General features: G+C 32.4%; 21 protein-coding genes and 2 tRNA genes. 8 read left to right on the forward strand and 15 right to left on the reverse strand.

Going from position 1 to position 17,507, the window contains the following annotated elements:
- The first annotated feature begins 2 nt into the window (after positions 1-2).
- Positions 3-890, forward strand: coding sequence for a type II secretion system F family protein (locus tag ACKI44_RS10065; protein ID WP_407423988.1), 888 nt, complete (start codon positions 3-5; stop codon positions 888-890).
- 32 nt (positions 891-922) lie between these two features.
- On the opposite strand, the gene ACKI44_RS10070 is transcribed toward ACKI44_RS10065, so the two are convergent.
- Positions 923-1,642, reverse strand: coding sequence for a DUF4012 domain-containing protein (locus ACKI44_RS10070; protein WP_407423990.1), 720 nt, complete (start codon positions 1,640-1,642; stop codon positions 923-925).
- A 698-nt stretch (positions 1,643-2,340) separates the two neighbouring features.
- On the opposite strand from ACKI44_RS10070, the gene feoB reads away from it, so the two are divergent.
- The 3 genes from feoB to ACKI44_RS10085 all read left to right on the forward strand — a co-directional run bounded on the left by feoB (position 2,341) and on the right by ACKI44_RS10085 (position 4,992).
- Positions 2,341-4,359, forward strand: coding sequence for a ferrous iron transport protein B (gene feoB / locus ACKI44_RS10075; RefSeq protein WP_407423992.1), 2,019 nt, complete (start codon positions 2,341-2,343; stop codon positions 4,357-4,359).
- A 155-nt stretch (positions 4,360-4,514) separates the two neighbouring features.
- Complete coding sequence (locus ACKI44_RS10080; protein WP_303736607.1) at positions 4,515-4,742, forward strand: FeoA family protein; 228 nt, start codon at positions 4,515-4,517, stop codon at positions 4,740-4,742.
- 49 nt (positions 4,743-4,791) lie between these two features.
- A complete protein-coding gene (locus tag ACKI44_RS10085) occupies positions 4,792-4,992 on the forward strand; it encodes a hypothetical protein (RefSeq protein ID WP_407423994.1) in 201 nt (66 codons plus the stop codon).
- Here the strand turns inward: ACKI44_RS10085 and ACKI44_RS10090 are convergent.
- From ACKI44_RS10090 to ACKI44_RS10120, 7 genes are all read right to left on the reverse strand, one after another.
- Complete coding sequence (locus ACKI44_RS10090) at positions 4,989-5,828, reverse strand: energy-coupling factor ABC transporter ATP-binding protein (RefSeq protein WP_407423996.1); 840 nt, start codon at positions 5,826-5,828, stop codon at positions 4,989-4,991. The two genes, ACKI44_RS10085 and ACKI44_RS10090, sit on opposite strands and share 4 nt — an antisense overlap.
- Before the next feature lie 15 nt (positions 5,829-5,843).
- Positions 5,844-6,674: a cobalt ECF transporter T component CbiQ gene (gene cbiQ, locus ACKI44_RS10095; protein ID WP_407423998.1), complete on the reverse strand. Its 831-nt coding sequence runs from the start codon at positions 6,672-6,674 to the stop codon at positions 5,844-5,846.
- Positions 6,675-6,750: 76 nt separating this feature from the next.
- Complete coding sequence (locus tag ACKI44_RS10100) at positions 6,751-7,038, reverse strand: PDGLE domain-containing protein (protein WP_407424000.1); 288 nt, start codon at positions 7,036-7,038, stop codon at positions 6,751-6,753.
- A gap of 1 nt (position 7,039) precedes the next feature.
- Positions 7,040-7,684: a cobalt transporter CbiM gene (gene cbiM, locus ACKI44_RS10105; protein WP_407424002.1), complete on the reverse strand. Its 645-nt coding sequence runs from the start codon at positions 7,682-7,684 to the stop codon at positions 7,040-7,042.
- A gap of 263 nt (positions 7,685-7,947) precedes the next feature.
- A complete protein-coding gene (locus tag ACKI44_RS10110) occupies positions 7,948-9,228 on the reverse strand; it encodes an oligosaccharide repeat unit polymerase family protein (protein WP_407424004.1) in 1,281 nt (426 codons plus the stop codon).
- A 12-nt stretch (positions 9,229-9,240) separates the two neighbouring features.
- Positions 9,241-10,017: an adhesin gene (locus tag ACKI44_RS10115; protein WP_407424006.1), complete on the reverse strand. Its 777-nt coding sequence runs from the start codon at positions 10,015-10,017 to the stop codon at positions 9,241-9,243.
- A 6-nt stretch (positions 10,018-10,023) separates the two neighbouring features.
- Positions 10,024-10,191: a 4Fe-4S dicluster domain-containing protein gene (locus ACKI44_RS10120; RefSeq protein ID WP_058738535.1), complete on the reverse strand. Its 168-nt coding sequence runs from the start codon at positions 10,189-10,191 to the stop codon at positions 10,024-10,026.
- A 165-nt stretch (positions 10,192-10,356) separates the two neighbouring features.
- On the opposite strand from ACKI44_RS10120, the gene ACKI44_RS10125 reads away from it, so the two are divergent.
- The 4 genes from ACKI44_RS10125 (at position 10,357) to ACKI44_RS10140 (ending at position 12,570) form a co-directional block, all read left to right on the forward strand.
- Positions 10,357-10,439, forward strand: a tRNA-Leu gene (locus ACKI44_RS10125).
- Positions 10,440-10,479: 40 nt separating this feature from the next.
- Positions 10,480-10,552: transfer RNA gene (locus ACKI44_RS10130), tRNA-Thr, on the forward strand.
- Between the two features lie 246 nt (positions 10,553-10,798).
- A complete protein-coding gene (locus ACKI44_RS10135) occupies positions 10,799-11,671 on the forward strand; it encodes a hypothetical protein (RefSeq protein ID WP_407424008.1) in 873 nt (290 codons plus the stop codon).
- Positions 11,672-11,676: 5 nt separating this feature from the next.
- Entirely contained in the window at positions 11,677-12,570 is an 894-nt protein-coding gene (locus ACKI44_RS10140) for a PhoU domain-containing protein (protein WP_407424010.1), read from the forward strand.
- 187 nt (positions 12,571-12,757) lie between these two features.
- Here ACKI44_RS10140 and ACKI44_RS10145 read toward each other — a convergent pair whose 3' ends face one another.
- The 7 genes from ACKI44_RS10145 to ACKI44_RS10175 all read right to left on the reverse strand — a co-directional run bounded on the left by ACKI44_RS10145 (position 12,758) and on the right by ACKI44_RS10175 (position 17,217).
- On the reverse strand, positions 12,758-13,600 hold the full coding sequence (locus ACKI44_RS10145; RefSeq protein WP_407424012.1) for a fumarate hydratase: 843 nt from the start codon (positions 13,598-13,600) through the stop codon (positions 12,758-12,760).
- A 61-nt stretch (positions 13,601-13,661) separates the two neighbouring features.
- Complete coding sequence (locus tag ACKI44_RS10150; RefSeq protein WP_407424014.1) at positions 13,662-13,889, reverse strand: 4Fe-4S binding protein; 228 nt, start codon at positions 13,887-13,889, stop codon at positions 13,662-13,664.
- A gap of 10 nt (positions 13,890-13,899) precedes the next feature.
- Positions 13,900-14,400 (reverse strand): 4Fe-4S dicluster domain-containing protein, encoded by a 501-nt coding sequence (locus ACKI44_RS10155; RefSeq protein WP_407424016.1) that lies wholly within the window; start codon positions 14,398-14,400, stop codon positions 13,900-13,902.
- A 10-nt stretch (positions 14,401-14,410) separates the two neighbouring features.
- Positions 14,411-15,280 (reverse strand): pyruvate synthase subunit PorB, encoded by an 870-nt coding sequence (porB, locus tag ACKI44_RS10160; protein WP_407424018.1) that lies wholly within the window; start codon positions 15,278-15,280, stop codon positions 14,411-14,413.
- A gap of 2 nt (positions 15,281-15,282) precedes the next feature.
- Positions 15,283-16,428: a pyruvate synthase subunit PorA gene (porA, locus tag ACKI44_RS10165; RefSeq protein ID WP_407424020.1), complete on the reverse strand. Its 1,146-nt coding sequence runs from the start codon at positions 16,426-16,428 to the stop codon at positions 15,283-15,285.
- Between the two features lie 13 nt (positions 16,429-16,441).
- Positions 16,442-16,684, reverse strand: coding sequence for a pyruvate synthase subunit PorD (porD, locus tag ACKI44_RS10170; RefSeq protein ID WP_303736585.1), 243 nt, complete (start codon positions 16,682-16,684; stop codon positions 16,442-16,444).
- Positions 16,685-16,695: 11 nt separating this feature from the next.
- Positions 16,696-17,217, reverse strand: a complete 522-nt coding sequence (locus ACKI44_RS10175; RefSeq protein WP_407424022.1) for a pyruvate ferredoxin oxidoreductase subunit gamma — start codon at positions 17,215-17,217, stop codon at positions 16,696-16,698.
- Positions 17,218-17,507 lie beyond the last annotated feature (290 nt).

Genomic DNA, 17,507 nt, shown 5'->3' on the forward strand with positions numbered 1-17,507 from the left:
CAATGTTTGATAAACTGTTTATTAATGTGGGAAATGCGGTTCTGGTAATTTATGATTTCATCATTAACTTCAAAATTCCTTCATTTAAATTTAATAAAGAAAGTAATCCGAGGGCATTTGACATTTCACAGATTCAAAATCTGAAAGAGGAAAATACTTCTTTTGAGGATTTCAGGAGTGTTTTTCTTAATAATTTTTTATCTAAAAAGGTTTTGGCAATTTTGATTGTGTTTGCTTTGCTTTTACTGGTCTTTTTAGGTTTGGAAATTGCTTTAATGTTTTTTGTTTTGATGGCAATGCTTTATATTTTCATTAAGTTTTTTCCTCAAATTAAACAAAAAAGACAGTTCAATGATTTAAACCAGGAATTGCCTTATGCTTTACGTCATATGGGTATTGAACTAAAATCCGGAAAGGGGCTGCATGATACGTTAATTACTGTAGCTAATGCCAATTACGGATCTTTTTCCCGTGAATTGACAAGAGTTTTGGAACAGGTCAGATACGGGAGGTCAACTGAAAATGCCCTTCTGGAAATGTCTAAGCGCATTAATTCCGATGGACTTTCAAGGGCGGTTCAGCAAATTGTCGGAACACTACGTGTTGGTGGAAATCTGGCCAATAGCTTAGAGATTATTGCTGATGACATTTCCTTTGACATGCATGTGAAGCTTAAGGATTATTCTCAAAGATTAAATGCATTTATATTAATTTACACATTTGTTGCAATTTTAGCTCCGGTAATATTGCTGATAATGCTGATGGCGGCTTCTACAGTTATGGGGGACATTATTCCTTCAAATTTGATAATGATGATGTATGTGGGTCTATTCCCTATGATTGTGGTGGTTATGGGATTGTTTGTTAAAAAATTAGAACCTAATATTTAATAGATTTAAAATCTATTAAATTAGGTTTTTTTTCAATGAAGTATATTTTCAATACCTTTTGTTGCAAGAAGACCAACAAAAGAACCTTGCGGTGTCATCACAATGTTTCCTTTGGAGTATTGATTCAGTGCGACGTTAATCATCGCTGTTTTTTTATCTGGATTGGTGGCTGATTCTGCAGCTGCACGTACAATATCCAGCACGGCATCTCCTCTTGATTCTCCACCGCTTGATTGTTCTTCACGAATGATGTCAATACCGCTTGCATTTACTTTGGTTCCATTAATGTTTAATGGGGATGCGGCATCCAGTATTCCATCCAGTCCTTTACTGTTAATTGCAACAACTGCATCTATTGGGGTTTTGGTTTGATATTCAACGATTTCTTTTGCAAGTTTCATTGATTTTTCATTATCACTGCTCCAGAATGAATCGTGGAGTAATAATTTGGGTCCTGCTCCTTGAGCTTGGGCTTCTGCCGGTTCAGATGCATTTGGGTGTGTCATTCCATGAGGATAAATTGCAGTATAATTTTTTATTTCTCCATTTTGCAGCCTTACAATGAATGCCATATCACAAGCACCCATACCCGGTCTTGGTTCACTTTCATCTATCGCACAAACTAAAATATTTCCATTTCCTGAAGCTAAATCGCCTCCGGTATTAATGAAAAGAACGCCTGCAATAATCGTAATTATTCCTATGAGGAGAACAATTATTATTGCAATAATTATTTTTTTCCGCCTATTCATGCTAGCTACCTACATTTCTTTTATTAATAATGTATTTTATTTTATTATTATTTAAATTATTTAGATAAAATAAGCGGTTAAGTTAAAATTAGAAAATCGGATGTAATAATTGATAATTTCAGTGGCAGTTACATCCAAAGAAAAAGGTCCAGATTTTTTTAAAAATTCTTTTTACGGTATTTGTTTCCTTATCTGCTTCACAGCATTTTTTTCTGTTTGCCATTTTCATCATCTGTTCATATTAAAATCACTATAAATAGGTGAAATTAAATATGATGATCATATTTAATTTCTTGAGAGTAGTTATATGCTTTTTATTAAATTAGAAAAGAGAGATAAACTAATTTAATAACAATCGGAGTGTAGTATATGGTTTTTAACCAATAACACATTAGTAATATTAAATTAGATATTTAGGCCTACCTAATTTTTTATCACTATTTCTAATGTAGTTTATCTTAGTATATAAAGTTTCTCATTTTTTTAGGTATGCCTAAAACTTTTAATAATTTGGTATGCCTAAACATTTAAATAGAATAAAAATTAAAATTTTATCTATGTTTAGGTTAGCCTAATTTTCGGATTTTTAAAGTTGGTTGAAACTTAAACTAAAATGATTTTTTTATAAGAAATGGGGGCTATTAAGATTTTATTTCTTAATAATCTTTTTTTCAATATAAATTAAGGGAGAATGGTTAATGAAAGAATTGATTGTAGGATTGGCTGGAAACCCGAATGTGGGTAAAACTACAGTATTCAATCAATTAACTGGTATGCGTCAGCATGTCGGAAACTGGCCTGGAAAAACTGTCGAAAGGGCAGAAGGTAGTTTCAAGCATGGAGATTATGAATATGACATTGTTGACTTGCCGGGTAATTATGCATTAAGTGCTCATTCTATGGAAGAAATCGTATCAAGGGATTTCATTGTAGATGATGATTCTGATGTAATTATTAACGTAGTTGATGCAGCTAATCTAGAACGTAATTTGTACTTAACAGTTCAAATGATGGAATTGGGGGCTAATCTTGTTTTGGCTCTTAACATGAATGATTTTGCAAAGAAAAAAGATCATATCATTAATATTAAACTAATGAGTGAACTATTGGGTTTTCCTGTAATAGAAGTTAATGCAAAAAACAAAGATGGTTTTGATGAATTATTGACCACTGTTGAAAAGGCAGCGGCAAATCCTATTGATTCAAGTGCAAAATTATCTTATGGTGATGAATTAAGGGAACATTTGAGTGATCTTCAAGCTCTTATAGAACAGGACAAATCTTTACTTGATGTTCCATCTATATGGACTGCAATAAAGTTATTGGAAAAAGACAGTATTGTAATTCAAAAAGTTCAACAATCCAGCATGAGTTCGAAAATCATGATGGAAGTTGATAAAGTAAGTAAACATCTCATTGATATTTTTGATGAAGGTGCAGAAGAAGTAATAGCAAATGCAAGATATGCATTTATCAGTGGATTAATGAAAGAAGCAGTTCAAAGACCTGCTGTGGAAAAAGAAACAACTACTGATAAAATTGATAAAATTGTTACAAATAGACTTTTAGCTCCTTTCATTTTCTTGGGAATAATGTTTTTAATGTTCCATTTAACATATACAATAAGTGCTCCTTTCCAAGGGATGATTGATGATGGATTTATCTATTTAGCCGAGTCTGTAGCAGGATTTATTCCTAATGAATATTTAGCTTCATTCATCTGTGACGGTATTATTGGTGGAGTAGGTGGTGTTCTCGTATTCCTTCCGATTATTGTTCTGATGTTTTTATTCTTAAGTATTTTAGAGGACTGTGGTTATCTAGCAAGAGCAGCATTCACATTGGATATTGTTATGCATAAGCTAGTGGGTCTTCATGGTAAAGCATTCATCCCTATGATTTTAGGATTCGGTTGTGGTGTACCGGCTATTATGGCTACCAGAACAATGGAAAATGAATCTGACCGTTTATTGGCTATGATGCTTGTTCCATTCATGTCCTGTACTGCCAGAGCACCAATTTATGCAATTTTTGTTGCAGCATTTTTCCCTGAAAATCAGGCTCTTATGGTAACATTGATGTATGTTATTGGTGTTGTTGTTGCATTGCTCGTTGCAGCTATTCTTAAAAGAACTATATTCAAAGGAATGTCTGCACCGTTTGTTATGGAACTTCCAACATATAAAGTTCCTTCCGTAAAAGGTGTATTATTACACACTTGGGAAAAAGTAAAAGGATTCTTAAGAAAAGCAGGTACTATTATCCTTGTCTGTTCAATTGTCTTATGGATTTTAAGTACTTTCCCATTGGGTGTTGAATATGGATCTCAACAAAGTGTTTTAGGTATGATTGGTGGTTTTATTGCTCCAATTTTCGCTCCTTTAGGATTTGGAACCTGGCAAGCAGCTGTAGCTATTATTGCTGGATTAGCCGCTAAAGAAGTTGTAGTTGCAACATTTGGTACATTAGCAGGTATGGAAGAGGATGATGAAGAGGGAATCACGTCATTAATCCATGATACATTCACACCACTATCTTCATTCTCATTCATGGTATTTACACTATTGTATATTCCATGTTTCGCAGCTATCGGTGCAATCAAACAGGAAACAAACGGCTTTAAATGGCCATTAATTATGTGTGGTATTACTTTAGTGACTGCATATATTGTATCTTTCTTAATTTTCCAAGTTGGAGGATTAATGGGATTCGGATAAGAAAAGTTGTAATGATGATTAGTTTTTCTAATTGTCATTTTTTAAATTTTTAGTCAAAACTAAATATTTATATAATACTTTTCATAAAGTTAAGTATACCTAAAAATAAATTTTGTATGCCTAAAAATTTATTTTAATTATTGAAACGTGATAAAATGAAAACCTTAAAAGACACAAAACCTGGTGAAACAGTAACTCTTGTTAAATATCACAAAACAGGGGATATTGATTTAAGAAGACACTTATTGGGAATGGGTTTTGTTAAAGGCGCTAAAATTACTGTTAAAAAAGTAGCTACTTTGGGAAATCCTATTGAAATGAGTGTTAAAGGATATGATGTTTGTCTTCGTAAAGAAGAAGCTGAAAATATTGAAGTAGAATAGCTTCAATTTTTTCCTTTATTTTTTTTAACTATTTTTTGTGGTGTTATCTATGAAATGTAGGATGTGCGGTTTCGAATTTGATGAGAATTCGTTGGAAAACCGTGGATGTTCAAATTGTGGAAAGCACGATAACTGTAATCAGGTGCACTGTCCAAACTGTGGCTTTGGAAACCATCCGGAATTTGAAGAGGAATTTGAGTTTATAGTTAAACTTAAGGAAAGATTTAAAAATAGAAAATCAACAAATTAACTTTTTTTCATTTTTATTATTTCTTCTACGACTTCATTTATATTTATTTTTGTTGTATCAACGTCAAAGCCTTTTTCTTTAAGTTGATATAAAATTTCAGTTGTTATAGGTGCTTTTAGATGAGCTTTTTTTAATAATTCTTTATCGGAAAATATTTCCTGCTTATCACCACTTGCAAGAATTTCTCCTTCATTTAAAACAAATATTTTTTCGGCAAATCCATTTACCATTTCTATATCATGTGATGATATTACAATACTCATACCATCTTTATTCAAGTTATTTAAAATATCCAATACCTTATCAACACCCTGTGGATCTAGGCCTGCTGTCGGTTCGTCAAGTATCATTATTTCAGGTTTCATGGCGATTATTCCGGCAATTGCAACTCTTTTTTGTTGGCCTCCACTTAAATGGTGTGGTGTCTTATCCTTAAATTTTTCCATTCCAACTAGTTCTAACGCTTCATTCACACGTTTTTCTACTTCTTCGTAGCTTAATCCTAAATTCATTGGGCCGAATGCAACATCTTCTTTTACTGTTGGTGCAAATAGCTGGTCATTTGGGTCTTGAAATACAATACCTACCTTTTGTCTAACTTCCAAAAGACTATTTTTATCATATTCCATTTTCTTTCCATCTATTTCAAGATATCCTGATTTAGGTTCGGTCAATCCATTAAAATGAGAAAATAATGTTGATTTTCCAGCTCCGTTCGGTCCCATTATTGCAACCTTTTGCCCTTTTAAAATTTCCATATTAATATTTTTTAGTGCATGGGTCCCATCCGGGTATGTGTAACTTAAGTTTTTTATTGATAGATGTACTTCATTCATTTCAATTCAGCCTCATTAATTTATAGATAAGTTCTCCGCAAAGAATCCTAAGTGATTTGAATATTTAATTAAAATTATTTGCAATATAATAACTAATGCTATTATGGTGCCTATGTATATGTAGTCTGACTTTTCAAGTGATGTCTTTTCATTGAATAGGTCGGATTTGTCTGAAAATCCACGGCTAATCATACTTTTATAAACTCTTTCACCTTGTTCATATGATTTAACAAACATCATGGCTACTGAATAACCAACTTGCTTTACTCTCCATTTGTATGGAGTCAATTTGGAGTGTATATGGAAGTTTCTTGATTTTTGGGATTTTCTAATCGCCGCCAGTTCATCAATGAACACAAATAAAAATCTAACCATAATACTTAAAATCATTGCTAAATCTTTAGGCATTTTCAATCTTCTAAATGAAGCAACAATCTGCTGCATTGGGCTTGTAGAAGATAAAATTACAATTGATGTTAGTGAAACAATCATTCTGCAAATCAATAATATTGCCCAGTTTAATCCGGTATCAGTTACTGTAATCCAGGAATATGACCATAAAACATTTCCTGGATGAATGAAAGGTTGAAAAATAATTATTGCTCCTCCAAATGGAAGCAATAATGCAATTCTTTTAAATGAATCAGCATATGATAGTTTAGCTATTTTAATAACAATCAGCAAAAAGATTTCTAAAACAATAGGTATAAAAATGTTATTTGAAAAAGCAGCAATGACAATAATCAAAATTGCAGATATTAGTTTTATTCTTCCATCTAAATTATGTATGGGACTATCTTTTGAAGCCAATTCGTCTAAATTAAGTGCTTTTGTAATATCTGCCATATTATTTCTCTAAGAATTTTTATTAAATTAAGTAATATTATTATGTAAAAAATAGTATAAAAAGATAGAAGTTAAATTAACTTCTTCTTTTTACAATTTCTGCAATTCCCCATCCGCATATAAGTGTTAATATAGCACCTAAAATGAGAACACCTACTTCACCAATAGATTCAAGAGGTTCAAAGGTGTAGTCCGGGAACGGGGGAGCGATAACTACTATCGCTTTTTCTTCGCTAACACCTGCATCTTCTGCAGATTTTTCTAATCCATCAGGGTCTCCTGATGCAATAAAAGGAGCAAGACAACAGATTATTACGCAAATTATAATTGCAACGACTATCAATGTTTTGTCACGTTGATCCATTTTATTCTCCTCCTTCTACTTTATTTTTATTCCAAATCAAAAGATCTGGTCTAAATTTATCTAAAGCCATTAAAACAATTACAGTTAATACTGCTTCAATTATTCCGATAAACATGTGGTAAGTTACCATTGAAGCAATTCCTACTGTTAATGGGAATGTTCCAGCAATCGCCATTTCAATTGCACAAGCTAGCGCTGCAACTACAGTTGCTAACCATGCACCAATACCGGCTGATGCGTAGATTCCAAGTGTTCCTTTTAATGCTTTGAATGTGAATAATCCAGTACATCCTCCGATTATAGCCATGTTCAATACATTTGCTCCAAGAGCAGTTATTCCACCATCTCCGAATACTAATGCTTGAATGATTAATACAACGGTAAATACAAGAACAGCTGCTTCAGGCGCACAGAATATAATCGCTACTAATGCTCCACCAACCATATGTCCACTTGTTCCAAATGGAATTGGCATGTTCATTGACATTATAGCAAAAATACCTGCTGCAAGAACTGCTAAGAGAGGAATACGTTTCTCATCAAGGTTTTGTCTTGCCCATTTACTTGCAAAGTACAATGCTACGATTAAAATGATGTAGTATATTGCGCATTGCCAAAATGGGATAAATCCGTCAGGTATATGCATTTATTTTTTCCTCCAATTAAATTAAGTATTACTTATTTTCAAAATTGTTCTTCCTAAAAGTAATACTTTTTTTAGAAAATATCAAGTTTAAGGGAATATATTTCAAAAAGATTAATGAATACATCTCAATTTTCCTTGACATTAATAGAGTATACTATTTTTATTATATAAAGATTATTAAAGTAATACTTTTTCTTTCTTTTTCTAAGGTTTAGTAATACTTTCGTAATACTGGTAACATAATTTTTTTAATATTAGTAATACTAATTAAAGATAGATTTCAAAATTATTGTAAAGTAAATAAAAATAGCTACAGCAAAATAGAATAAAACTTGGATATCTAGAATTCCGGTTTCAACACCTAAAATGGTGTAAGTTAAAATTAAACTGTAAAGCCCAATATAGAAATAGTCTTTTGTTTTCTGCACTATCTTAAATCCGATTCCTAAAACAAATCCTAAAAGACACATCTCGACTGCAACACCAACTTTTCCAAAATCAGCCACCATCTGTCCGATTAATGTTGGAGTTACTGTAACTTCTGTTCTCCATGCAATTAGCTTGCCCACCATCATTCTAGGTCCAAGTTCACTTCCAGGTATTGTGCTTGCAAGTAACTGGCCGTGTGTCGTACCGAAGTTTCCTCCGATAATATCAAGTAAGTTCAATACATGCAAAGTAAAGTCTGCTCTGCTTTTAAGGGTGTAAAAGGGATCAATTGCCTTACTCACGGTCAATTCATGGAGTGATCTGAAGTATCCTATTCCAATTATTGCACCAACTCCAACAAGTCCTCCAAGAACAACTTCCCATACAGCTATTATGTCTCCATAATATCCAAGGATAATTAAGAGGAGCAGTGCTGCAAGCAGTGGTGTCCTGTAGCCTAAAGTCAATAAAAGACCAACATCAATTACAAGCAGTACGAGGAATCTGAATCTGACCTGTGAACGGGTTATTAACTGGTCCTGATAATCCTTTAAATAAACGCTTGCTAAAATGCAAGTTCCGGGAATTATCAAAAATACGGGCATTGTAAATGCTGGCTTTAATAGGTATCTTATTGACGGTTTTAAAATAGGGATTCCACCAACAGATGCAATGCTTATGAAGAAGAATGCAATACTTACTAAAATCAGACAGAATCCTATTGAATAAATGTCTTTTCTTTTAAAAGTTAAAACGCTTTTCATGTCATTTAAAAAAAATCTGGGCAGTATTGTAGCACCAATAAAAAAGAAAAGGAATGCAATGATTAGCGTTACAGTCAAACTATTAGAAATAGGGCTTAACGATAATACTAAAAATGCAGCAAAAACAACAAGAACAATCAAAGGATTAAAAACATGATTTTTCAAAATATTGTTCTTTTTCAAAAAGCCTAAAAAATTCTCACTAGGATATAATCCTTTAAAAAAGCTGTTAACCCACTGATTTTCTATAAAAGCTAAAATTGAAAAAATTGTTGTGAATAAAAAGGATTTATGAAATTCATCATTTATTAAATTTATAAAAGATGTTAATTTTGAATAAATGAAGCTCATAAATCACACAACTTAGAATTTTTGGATATTTACAACATCATAATTATTTTTAATGGTGTTGATGTCATTATCACTGCAGTTATAAATCCTTATGGTTATTTCATTCGTAATTCCATTAAAGTTATCAAGAATTTGACTAATTTCTGATATTTCAGTGCTTGTGGCTCTAACAACATTTATTTGGTCAGTTATACCAGTATTTGATCCTTTAAATGAAATTCTTCCATCATTTTTGAACAATGCATTAGTTATTTCTTGCATTTTTGTACCGTCAATGGAATCGAGAGTAATTGTTGTTGTAATCTCGTATTCAGTATCATTGGATATTCCTGATACTAAATCGTTAACTGATGTAATATTTTTAGGATTAACTTTAATTTCCGTCAGATTGGAATATTTATCCCCATTCATTTCTAAGGTCATACTGTTGATATAAACATCTGCATTAGGAACGTGATTATAAAGTCCTACGATGTAATCACTTCCGTTTGAGTTAACAAGAGCCTTCACATTACTTCCCCTATCGTCATCCAGCCATTTAATGTTTCCTGTCAATGTAACCGGTTTTCCATCTGTAGCATTAAATCCGTTAACGGTTGTATTTACAATATAACCTTGCCTATAATAAGTTAAATATTTCTCAGCAATTTTATTCAACGTTGAAGAATCATAGGAAGTACTTTCATTAACTGTATCATCATTTGATGTAATATGAATAAATGCAAATATTATTGCACATATTACTAAAATTATAATCGCATAATCGACTAAAGTAAATTTTATTTTCATATCTGATCATTCTTCATAAATCGCACCAACAGGACAAACGTCGACACACTCTCCGCATGAATCGCATTTGTCTGGGTCAATAATTACTTTATATGCTTTTTTTGTGATTGCCTCTTCCATACAGACGTCAATGCAATCTTCACATATTCCACATTCTTCCATATCTATAATCATCAATGTACTACACCACGATTAAATTTTTTAATAAAAATAATTTCAATATAACTATTTTAATATTTCATTTTACTAATATTTAAATAGTGTTTTTTAAAATTTCAAAATATCACTGTATTAAAACCAAACATTTATATATTATAAAGACAAACATTTATAGTGTATGCAGGGGTGCCCGAGCGGCCAAAGGGGGAGGACTTAAGATCCTCTGGCATAGGCCTTCGAGGGTTCGAATCCCTTCTCCTGCACTATTATTTTACATGATTTTTTCTCAGTATTCTCGATTATGCCTTAGTGGCTCAGGCGGTAGAGCGCCACCTTGGTAAGGTGGAAGTCGGGGGTTCGAATCCCCCCTAAGGCTTAGGCTATTTTTTCATAATTTCAACATTTTTTAAAGTGTTTGTTTTATAAATTTTATCATTAAAAGAAGTTATTTGGCCTAATGTCTTTTTTATTTTATTTATTTTTATTTAAAATAATTTTTCATGAGATACAAATTAAATAAGTCTTTCATGAAGCATTTCAGTATTGGAATAAAAATATTTAAATATTTTAAAAGATATTTATTATATACGTTTATTGAATTTAATTTTTATCAGGTGATAATTTGAATCATTCAAAGATTATTTTAGTGGGATGTATTTCAGCATTTGTTGCTGTTACAACAATATTTTTAGGAGTTACAGGTACTATTATAGGATCAGTTTTATCATCTGTTCTTTATAATGTATTTTTGGAAGTTCTGGAAAAACCTGTTGAAAATGCAAAGATTTCTGCAAATTTTGAATGGGATGTCGCTTATGTATTTCCATTAATTGTAATCTTGATAATCCAGTTATTGTTGATTCTAGCATTCCTTTCTGAATGGGGATTCTTGCCTAACATATTTTTAAACATTTATCTGTCCATTCAGGGTGTTGCAGCTAATAATCTGTATAGGATTTTAGGTTTATCTTTGGTGGTCATGTGCGCTTATCCGTTTGTTATAAAAGGAAACCATGTCAAAAAAACTGATGGTATAATAATATTATTAATCGGATTAATGTTTCTAGCAAGAGGATTTTCAGATTTTGGAAGTTCTGTTTCAGAAGTTTTCCATTTCGTATATTCCTATGTTGATTTTCCAATTGCTTTGATTGCATTTTTATTATTAATCTATGTAATTCATAGTATTTTATCATCTACAAGAAATTCTGACAAGGATATCAGTCCTATAAAAATTAATGGTAATAGAAATTTGGATGATTTGGAGTTAAAACAGACTTATCGTAGAAGAAATGCTTCTCGTGATTTGGATGATTTGGAGTTAAAGCAGGTCCATCATAGAAGAAATGCTTCTCATAATTTGGAGTCAAATCAAGTTCACCATAGAAGTAATGCTCAAAGAAGCAATCGTACTCAATCTAGAAAAAGATTCAATGAATCCGCTAATGATTTCCAATTTGAATCCAATGATTTGCTGGACGATTTTAAAAAATAGATATTATGGCAAAGAAAAATAAAACATTAATGGAAGTTTTGGATTTAATTTTGTATGAAAATCCGGAAACGCAGGATGAAATAGCTCAGCGTTTGGGGATTTCACGCAGATATGTTACTCAATTAATACAGCCGTTAATTAAGGATGGCACCATTAAAAGAGCTTACATGATAGATATGAAAAGCTATGAGAATGTTGCCGAATCGTTAGGTCAATATGTAAGTAAAAAAGATGTTTCGGGTAATGTTTTAATTAATGATATGCTAGCTAATATGGCCAAACATGTTCATTCTCAAATTGAAGCTTCTTTTGATGCTTTTCTAGAATATGATGAGAATAAAGCAAAAAGGGCTTTAGAAATGGATTATGCTACTAACAATATGGTTGAAAAAATAAGAACTTCTGTTGAAACTATAATCAGCATTAATCAACGTCCTGAGTTTTCCAAATCTGTTTTATATAATGAAGTGGCATATGATTTGGAACGTATTGGTGATTATTGTGGCCATATTGCAAAATTTGTTATTAATGATATTTATGAAGTAAATGAGTCAATTCTTAAAAAATTAAAGAAAATGTATAAAACTGCTCAAAAAATACTTCGTTTAGCAATGCTTACTTTTTTAGAGGGTCGTACTGAGCTAAAAGATGATATTATGGAATTGGAGGAATCATTACATATTCTTCAGTCTAAAGCTATTAATTTGATTGCAACTCAAATGGCGGAAAGTTCATTTGACGAAAAAGAGCGTTCTAACTATTTCATTTATTTATTCAGAGTTATTAAAGCATTTGATCGTATTGGTGATATTTCTGTTGAAATTAAGGATGTAGCTATTGAGTTTCATGAAAATATTCCAAGACCAACCACTCCGCGTAGTTTCAGAGAACAATTGTAATAATATGCTTTTCTTTTACTATGCGAATTATTTATTTTTCTTGTATTTAAAATGATACTTATCTTTTAATTATGCATTTTAATTAATCGCACAGTTCAAATTAATGTTTGACAATAAAAAAAGTAATGTAATATTTTATCTCATGTACATGTAGTAACAAAATTTTAAAAAATTAGAAAAAAAGAATCTAATTATCATAGATTCTTCCGGTTGCATGTCTGTCTGCCCAACATTGGATACATACTCCAATAGGCAAGCCTGCGGTATGAGTATGTGCTTTTAGGATTTTAACGTCTAATGTGGTTGTTTTACCGCCAAGCCCCATTGGTCCGATTCCTGAAGCATTAATTTCTTCTAAAATCTCTTCTTCTAATTTAGCTATTTCTGGGTCGGGGTTTCTTTCACCAACTTTTCCAAGCAAGGCCTTTTTACCCAATTTTAAACATAAATCGGATGTTCCGCCAATACCTACGCCAACTACTGTTGGAGGGCAAGGTTTTCCTTTGGCTTTTAAAACGGATTCAACAACAAACTCTTTTATTCCTTCAATTCCTTCTGCAGGAAGTGCCATTTTAAGCGCATTGTTGTTTTCAGATCCGAATCCTTTAGGCAATATTGTAATTTCAAGATAATCCTCATCAATAAGTTCAATGTCTATTGGAGGGATATAATCTCCCACATTAATGTTGGTATTTTTACGGGATAATGGATCAACAATATTCGGCCTTATAGGAACTTCTTTTGTTGCTTTTTTGATTCCTTCCTCTATTCCCTGACGCAAGTTTTCCACTTCAACATTTCCAAGCTTTACAAAAACAACTGGTAAACCGGTATCCTGACACATTGGAATTCCTTTTTCTTCTGCAAGTTCTATATTTTTTAAAATAGCTTCAATATTCAATCTGGCCAAATCATGTTCTTCTATTTCAAGAGCATCTTTGAGTGATTTTTTAACATCATCACCAAGAACAATGACTGCTTCTTTATAAAGTTCATAAACTTTATCTCTAATCGTATCTTTAGTAATCAAAATAAAAACCTTTTAAAATTTAATTAATACTATTTTTGGCTTTTAAAATATTTAAAATTAGTTAAATCTGTATGGCTCCAATAGGACAGATGCTTTCACATTCCTTGCATTTATCACATTTCTCTTCATTAATGGTAATAGCTCCGCCCAATACTTCAAAAGCATTATTTGGACATTTTTTTATACATGGTGCTTCGGATGGTTGGCAGTTCATACAAAATAAAGAAGGTGTGTCAACTTCTTTGAGTTGACAATCACTTTCACAAGTTGTACAGTTTAAACAGTTCATAGAAATATTCCTATTCATCCAGAACTAATCTAGCTCTGGCTTGACTTGTAATAACGTGAACAAATCCCCCTTTTTTGCTGTCAGGTTCATATAATCCTGCAAGTTTAGCAATATATTTTTCCTGGTTTTTAGCTTTAATTTTTGCAGGATCAACGACAGAAATGGCTCTTTTAGTACATGCTTTAATACATGCGGGGCCTTCTTCCCTATCAGCACAAAGGTCACATTTTTCAGCGATACTTGCGGTATATGTCATTGCACCGAATGGACAGACCATTACACATAATCCACAACCGATACATTTCTCAGTGTCTACTTTTTCGTCACTGATTGCATCTGTCGGACAGATTTTGATACATGGTGCACTTTCACAGTGTTGACATACAATACCATAGAAGGAGGATTTATGTTCTATGATTTTTATTCTAGATGCAGTATGGACAGATGCACACATATTTTCACAGTTGAGACATCCATCACAGATATTGCTGTTTACGGAAATTTTTTCCATAGTTTTCCTCCTATAATCCTAATTCACTACATTGTGCGTCTACGAATTTTTGTATTTTTTCGATTTGCTCTTCTTCTAGATGTTTGAATCTTTTTTGTGGTGATAAATATTCTTTTACAGGTTTTCTTTCTTCAGGTGTAAAAGTAATGTTGAATTCACCATTTTCAATTTCGTATAATATCCAAGATCCAGTTTCTACAGCTAATCTGCCCATTTCAATTGTTTTTTCAGAAGGATATCCCCAACCAGTTGTACATGGTTGTTGTAAGTGGATGTAAGCAGGTCCTTTAATTGAAGCTGCTTTTTTAACTTTGTTTACAAAGTCTTCTGGGTATGCAATTGATGCGGTAGCCACATATGGAATTCCATGAGCTGCCATAATCATAGGCATGTCTTTTTTAGGTCTGTCTTCTCCGAAACTTGCACTACCTTTTGGTGAAGTAGTGGTTGATGCACCAAATGGAGTTGCTCCACTTCTTTGAATACCTGTATTCATATATGCTTCGTTATCGTAACAGATGTACAGCATATTGTGTCCTCTTTCCATAGCTCCTGAAAGGGATTGTAAACCGATATCTACAGTTCCTCCGTCACCACCGAAAGCAACAACATTTACATCTTCTTTTCCTTGTATTCTTAATGCAGCTTCAACACCGGATGCAACAGCACCTGAGTTTTCAAATGCTACATGAATAAATGGAACTTCCCATGCAGATTCTGGGTATGGTGTAGTCATAACTTCAAGACAACCTGTAGCAGAAATAGCTACAGTATTTTCGCCTAAAGCATTAAGAGCTAATTTTACACCAATAGATGCTCCACAACCAGCACATCCTCTGTGTCCTGGTGCTAATAAATCTTTATCAGGTATATCTACCATATCTATTCCTCCTTAAGTCCAATCCAAGTGACATCTTTTTCTGGCACTTTGGTTTTTTCATATGCTTCTAATATGAATTCTGGGGTAATGTCCCTTCCACCTAAACCGGCAATGAATCCATATATTTCCTTATCGATTTTAACTTTCATATCAGCATAAAGTGCTCCGCCAATTCCAAATGAGAAGTTTTTATCGATAACAGCTATTTTTTCACAATCTTTTACTGCTTCTTTTATTGCTTCTACTGGGAATGGTCTGTAAGCTCTAATTTTAAGTAAACCTACTTTTTCGCCTTGTTCTCTTAATTGGTCTACAATTACTCTGATTGTACTGCAAAGTGATCCCATTGCAACAAATATTATTTCTGCGTCTTCGGTTTTATATGGTTCAACAAGTCCATATTGTCTTCCAAAGATTTCTGCAAATTCATCGCAGGTTTTTTGAATAACTTCAATTGAGTTGTTCATTGCAACTTCCATTGCATATCTTGCTTCAGTATAATATTCAGGATCAGCAAAGTTACCAATTGACATTGGCTCTTTTGGATCAAGGTATGCATGTTCTGGAACGTATGGAGGTAAAAACTTATCTACACTTTCTTGATCCGGAATTTCTACAGGTTCAACAGTGTGTGTCAAAATAAATCCATCTAGACATACCATTGATGGAAGCAATACATCTTTGTTTTCTGAAATTTTATAAGCCATTAAAGTGGTATCCAATGCTTCCTGTGCATTTTCAACATAAATTTGTAACCATCCAGCATCTCTTTGTGCAATGGAGTCTTGTTGGTCATTCCAAATGTTTAAAGGAGCAGAAATTGCTCTGTTTGCGTCAGCTAATACGAACGGTGTTCTCATACCTGCTGCTGCAAATAAAATTTCGTGCATTAACATTAATCCTTGTGAAGATGTTGCTGTAAATACTCTTACTCCAGCGCCACTGGCTCCAACAGCAGCACTTATTGCACTGTGTTCGGATTCTACTTTAACATATTTGGCGTCAATTTTTTCATCAGCAACGTATTGTGCCAAATATTCTGAAATTGTAGTTTGTGGAGTAATTGGATAAACAGGAATAACTTGTGGTTTTGCTAATCTTACAGCCTCTGCAACTGCTTTATTTGAGGTCATTACTTCTTTTACCATCTAATCACTCTCTTTATTCTTTTATCATCTCGATTGCATCTGAAGGACATTCGTATGCACAAATTCCACATCCTTTACAGAAATCGTAATCAATATCATGTTGTTTGTTTACACTAGCATCTGGACAAAAAATAATACAATTATCACAATCGATACATTTTTCTTTATCTAAAACCGGTTTGAAAGTTCTCCAACTTCCAGTTTTATTATTTCTTGTATTACCTGGGTTTTTAATTACACATCCTATACTTACCATATTAATCACCCTCATCCCATATCATAAGCTTTTCTGGTAGCTTCAACGTTTAATTCACCAACTTTGCCTGGGAATGTTTCTGCAATCACTTCAAGAAGTGAGTCTATTGTTACTGCTTGGGTTTTCTTAGCAAAATATCCTAAAATAATAGTATTTACAATGTTACGACCTAACATGTCTAATGCAATTCCAGTTGCGTCAATACTGTGGACTTTATGTGCTCCACTTCCTTCAAAAGTTTCAGTATTAATAGTAACTTCGGTATTGTCTTTAATTCCTGAAAATACATCTACTACATTTAATAATCCATCATCTAAAACTAATACATAGTCTGGACTATATACTTGATATCTTAAATCAATTGGCTTGTCATCAATTCTTGTGAAAGCCATTACTGGAGCTCCTCTACGTTCAACTCCAAAAAATGGGAAAGCCTGAACATATTTTCCGTCTTTGAAAGCTGCTTTTGCCAAAATTTCAGCGGCAGTTACGGAACCTTGTCCACCTCTTCCATGAAAACGAATTTCAATCATTAATTCTCCTCCATATATTTATCATGTATAATCATTATAAATTACAAAATATATAAATTTTATGTTAAAATTTAATTTTTGAATAATTTTGTTTAAAGTTTTTTGATTTAATCTTTTGTTTTTTGTTTATTTTTTTAATATTCTTTTTAACAATTTTGTTTTTTTGTTATACAACCTCTACATCTTTTTGAATATAATAAATATTTTAAAGAAATGTTAATTTTAATAATGTTAATGATATAATAATAATTATAAAAAATTTGGTTGACGTTCATGAAAGTTTTGATAAT

This window comes from Methanobrevibacter sp. (assembly GCF_045646205.1).
Classification (GTDB): Archaea; Methanobacteriota; Methanobacteria; order Methanobacteriales; family Methanobacteriaceae; genus Methanocatella.

Bases quoted from the DNA above. Each gene is read 5' to 3' on its own strand.
- porA (WP_407424020.1), bottom strand. From the start codon at position 16,428: ATGGTAAAAGAAGTAATGACCTCAAATAAAGCAGTTGCAGAGGCTGTA.
- ACKI44_RS10120 (WP_058738535.1), bottom strand. From the start codon at position 10,191: ATGATTATAGATATGGAAGAATGTGGAATATGTGAAGATTGCATTGAC.
- ACKI44_RS10115 (WP_407424006.1), bottom strand. From the start codon at position 10,017: ATGAAAATAAAATTTACTTTAGTCGATTATGCGATTATAATTTTAGTA.
- ACKI44_RS10070 (WP_407423990.1), bottom strand. From the start codon at position 1,642: ATGAATAGGCGGAAAAAAATAATTATTGCAATAATAATTGTTCTCCTC.
- ACKI44_RS10090 (WP_407423996.1), bottom strand. From the start codon at position 5,828: ATGAATGAAGTACATCTATCAATAAAAAACTTAAGTTACACATACCCG.
- ACKI44_RS10100 (WP_407424000.1), bottom strand. From the start codon at position 7,038: ATGGATCAACGTGACAAAACATTGATAGTCGTTGCAATTATAATTTGC.
- ACKI44_RS10150 (WP_407424014.1), bottom strand. From the start codon at position 13,889: ATGAACTGTTTAAACTGTACAACTTGTGAAAGTGATTGTCAACTCAAA.
- ACKI44_RS10155 (WP_407424016.1), bottom strand. From the start codon at position 14,400: ATGGAAAAAATTTCCGTAAACAGCAATATCTGTGATGGATGTCTCAAC.
- feoB (WP_407423992.1), top strand. From the start codon at position 2,341: ATGAAAGAATTGATTGTAGGATTGGCTGGAAACCCGAATGTGGGTAAA.
- ACKI44_RS10080 (WP_303736607.1), top strand. From the start codon at position 4,515: ATGAAAACCTTAAAAGACACAAAACCTGGTGAAACAGTAACTCTTGTT.
- ACKI44_RS10065 (WP_407423988.1), top strand. From the start codon at position 3: ATGTTTGATAAACTGTTTATTAATGTGGGAAATGCGGTTCTGGTAATT.
- ACKI44_RS10175 (WP_407424022.1), bottom strand. From the start codon at position 17,217: ATGATTGAAATTCGTTTTCATGGAAGAGGTGGACAAGGTTCCGTAACT.
- porB (WP_407424018.1), bottom strand. From the start codon at position 15,280: ATGGTAGATATACCTGATAAAGATTTATTAGCACCAGGACACAGAGGA.
- porD (WP_303736585.1), bottom strand. From the start codon at position 16,684: ATGGTAAGTATAGGATGTGTAATTAAAAACCCAGGTAATACAAGAAAT.
- cbiM (WP_407424002.1), bottom strand. From the start codon at position 7,684: ATGCATATACCTGACGGATTTATCCCATTTTGGCAATGCGCAATATAC.
- cbiQ (WP_407423998.1), bottom strand. From the start codon at position 6,674: ATGGCAGATATTACAAAAGCACTTAATTTAGACGAATTGGCTTCAAAA.
- ACKI44_RS10140 (WP_407424010.1), top strand. From the start codon at position 11,677: ATGGCAAAGAAAAATAAAACATTAATGGAAGTTTTGGATTTAATTTTG.
- ACKI44_RS10085 (WP_407423994.1), top strand. From the start codon at position 4,792: ATGAAATGTAGGATGTGCGGTTTCGAATTTGATGAGAATTCGTTGGAA.
- ACKI44_RS10110 (WP_407424004.1), bottom strand. From the start codon at position 9,228: ATGAGCTTCATTTATTCAAAATTAACATCTTTTATAAATTTAATAAAT.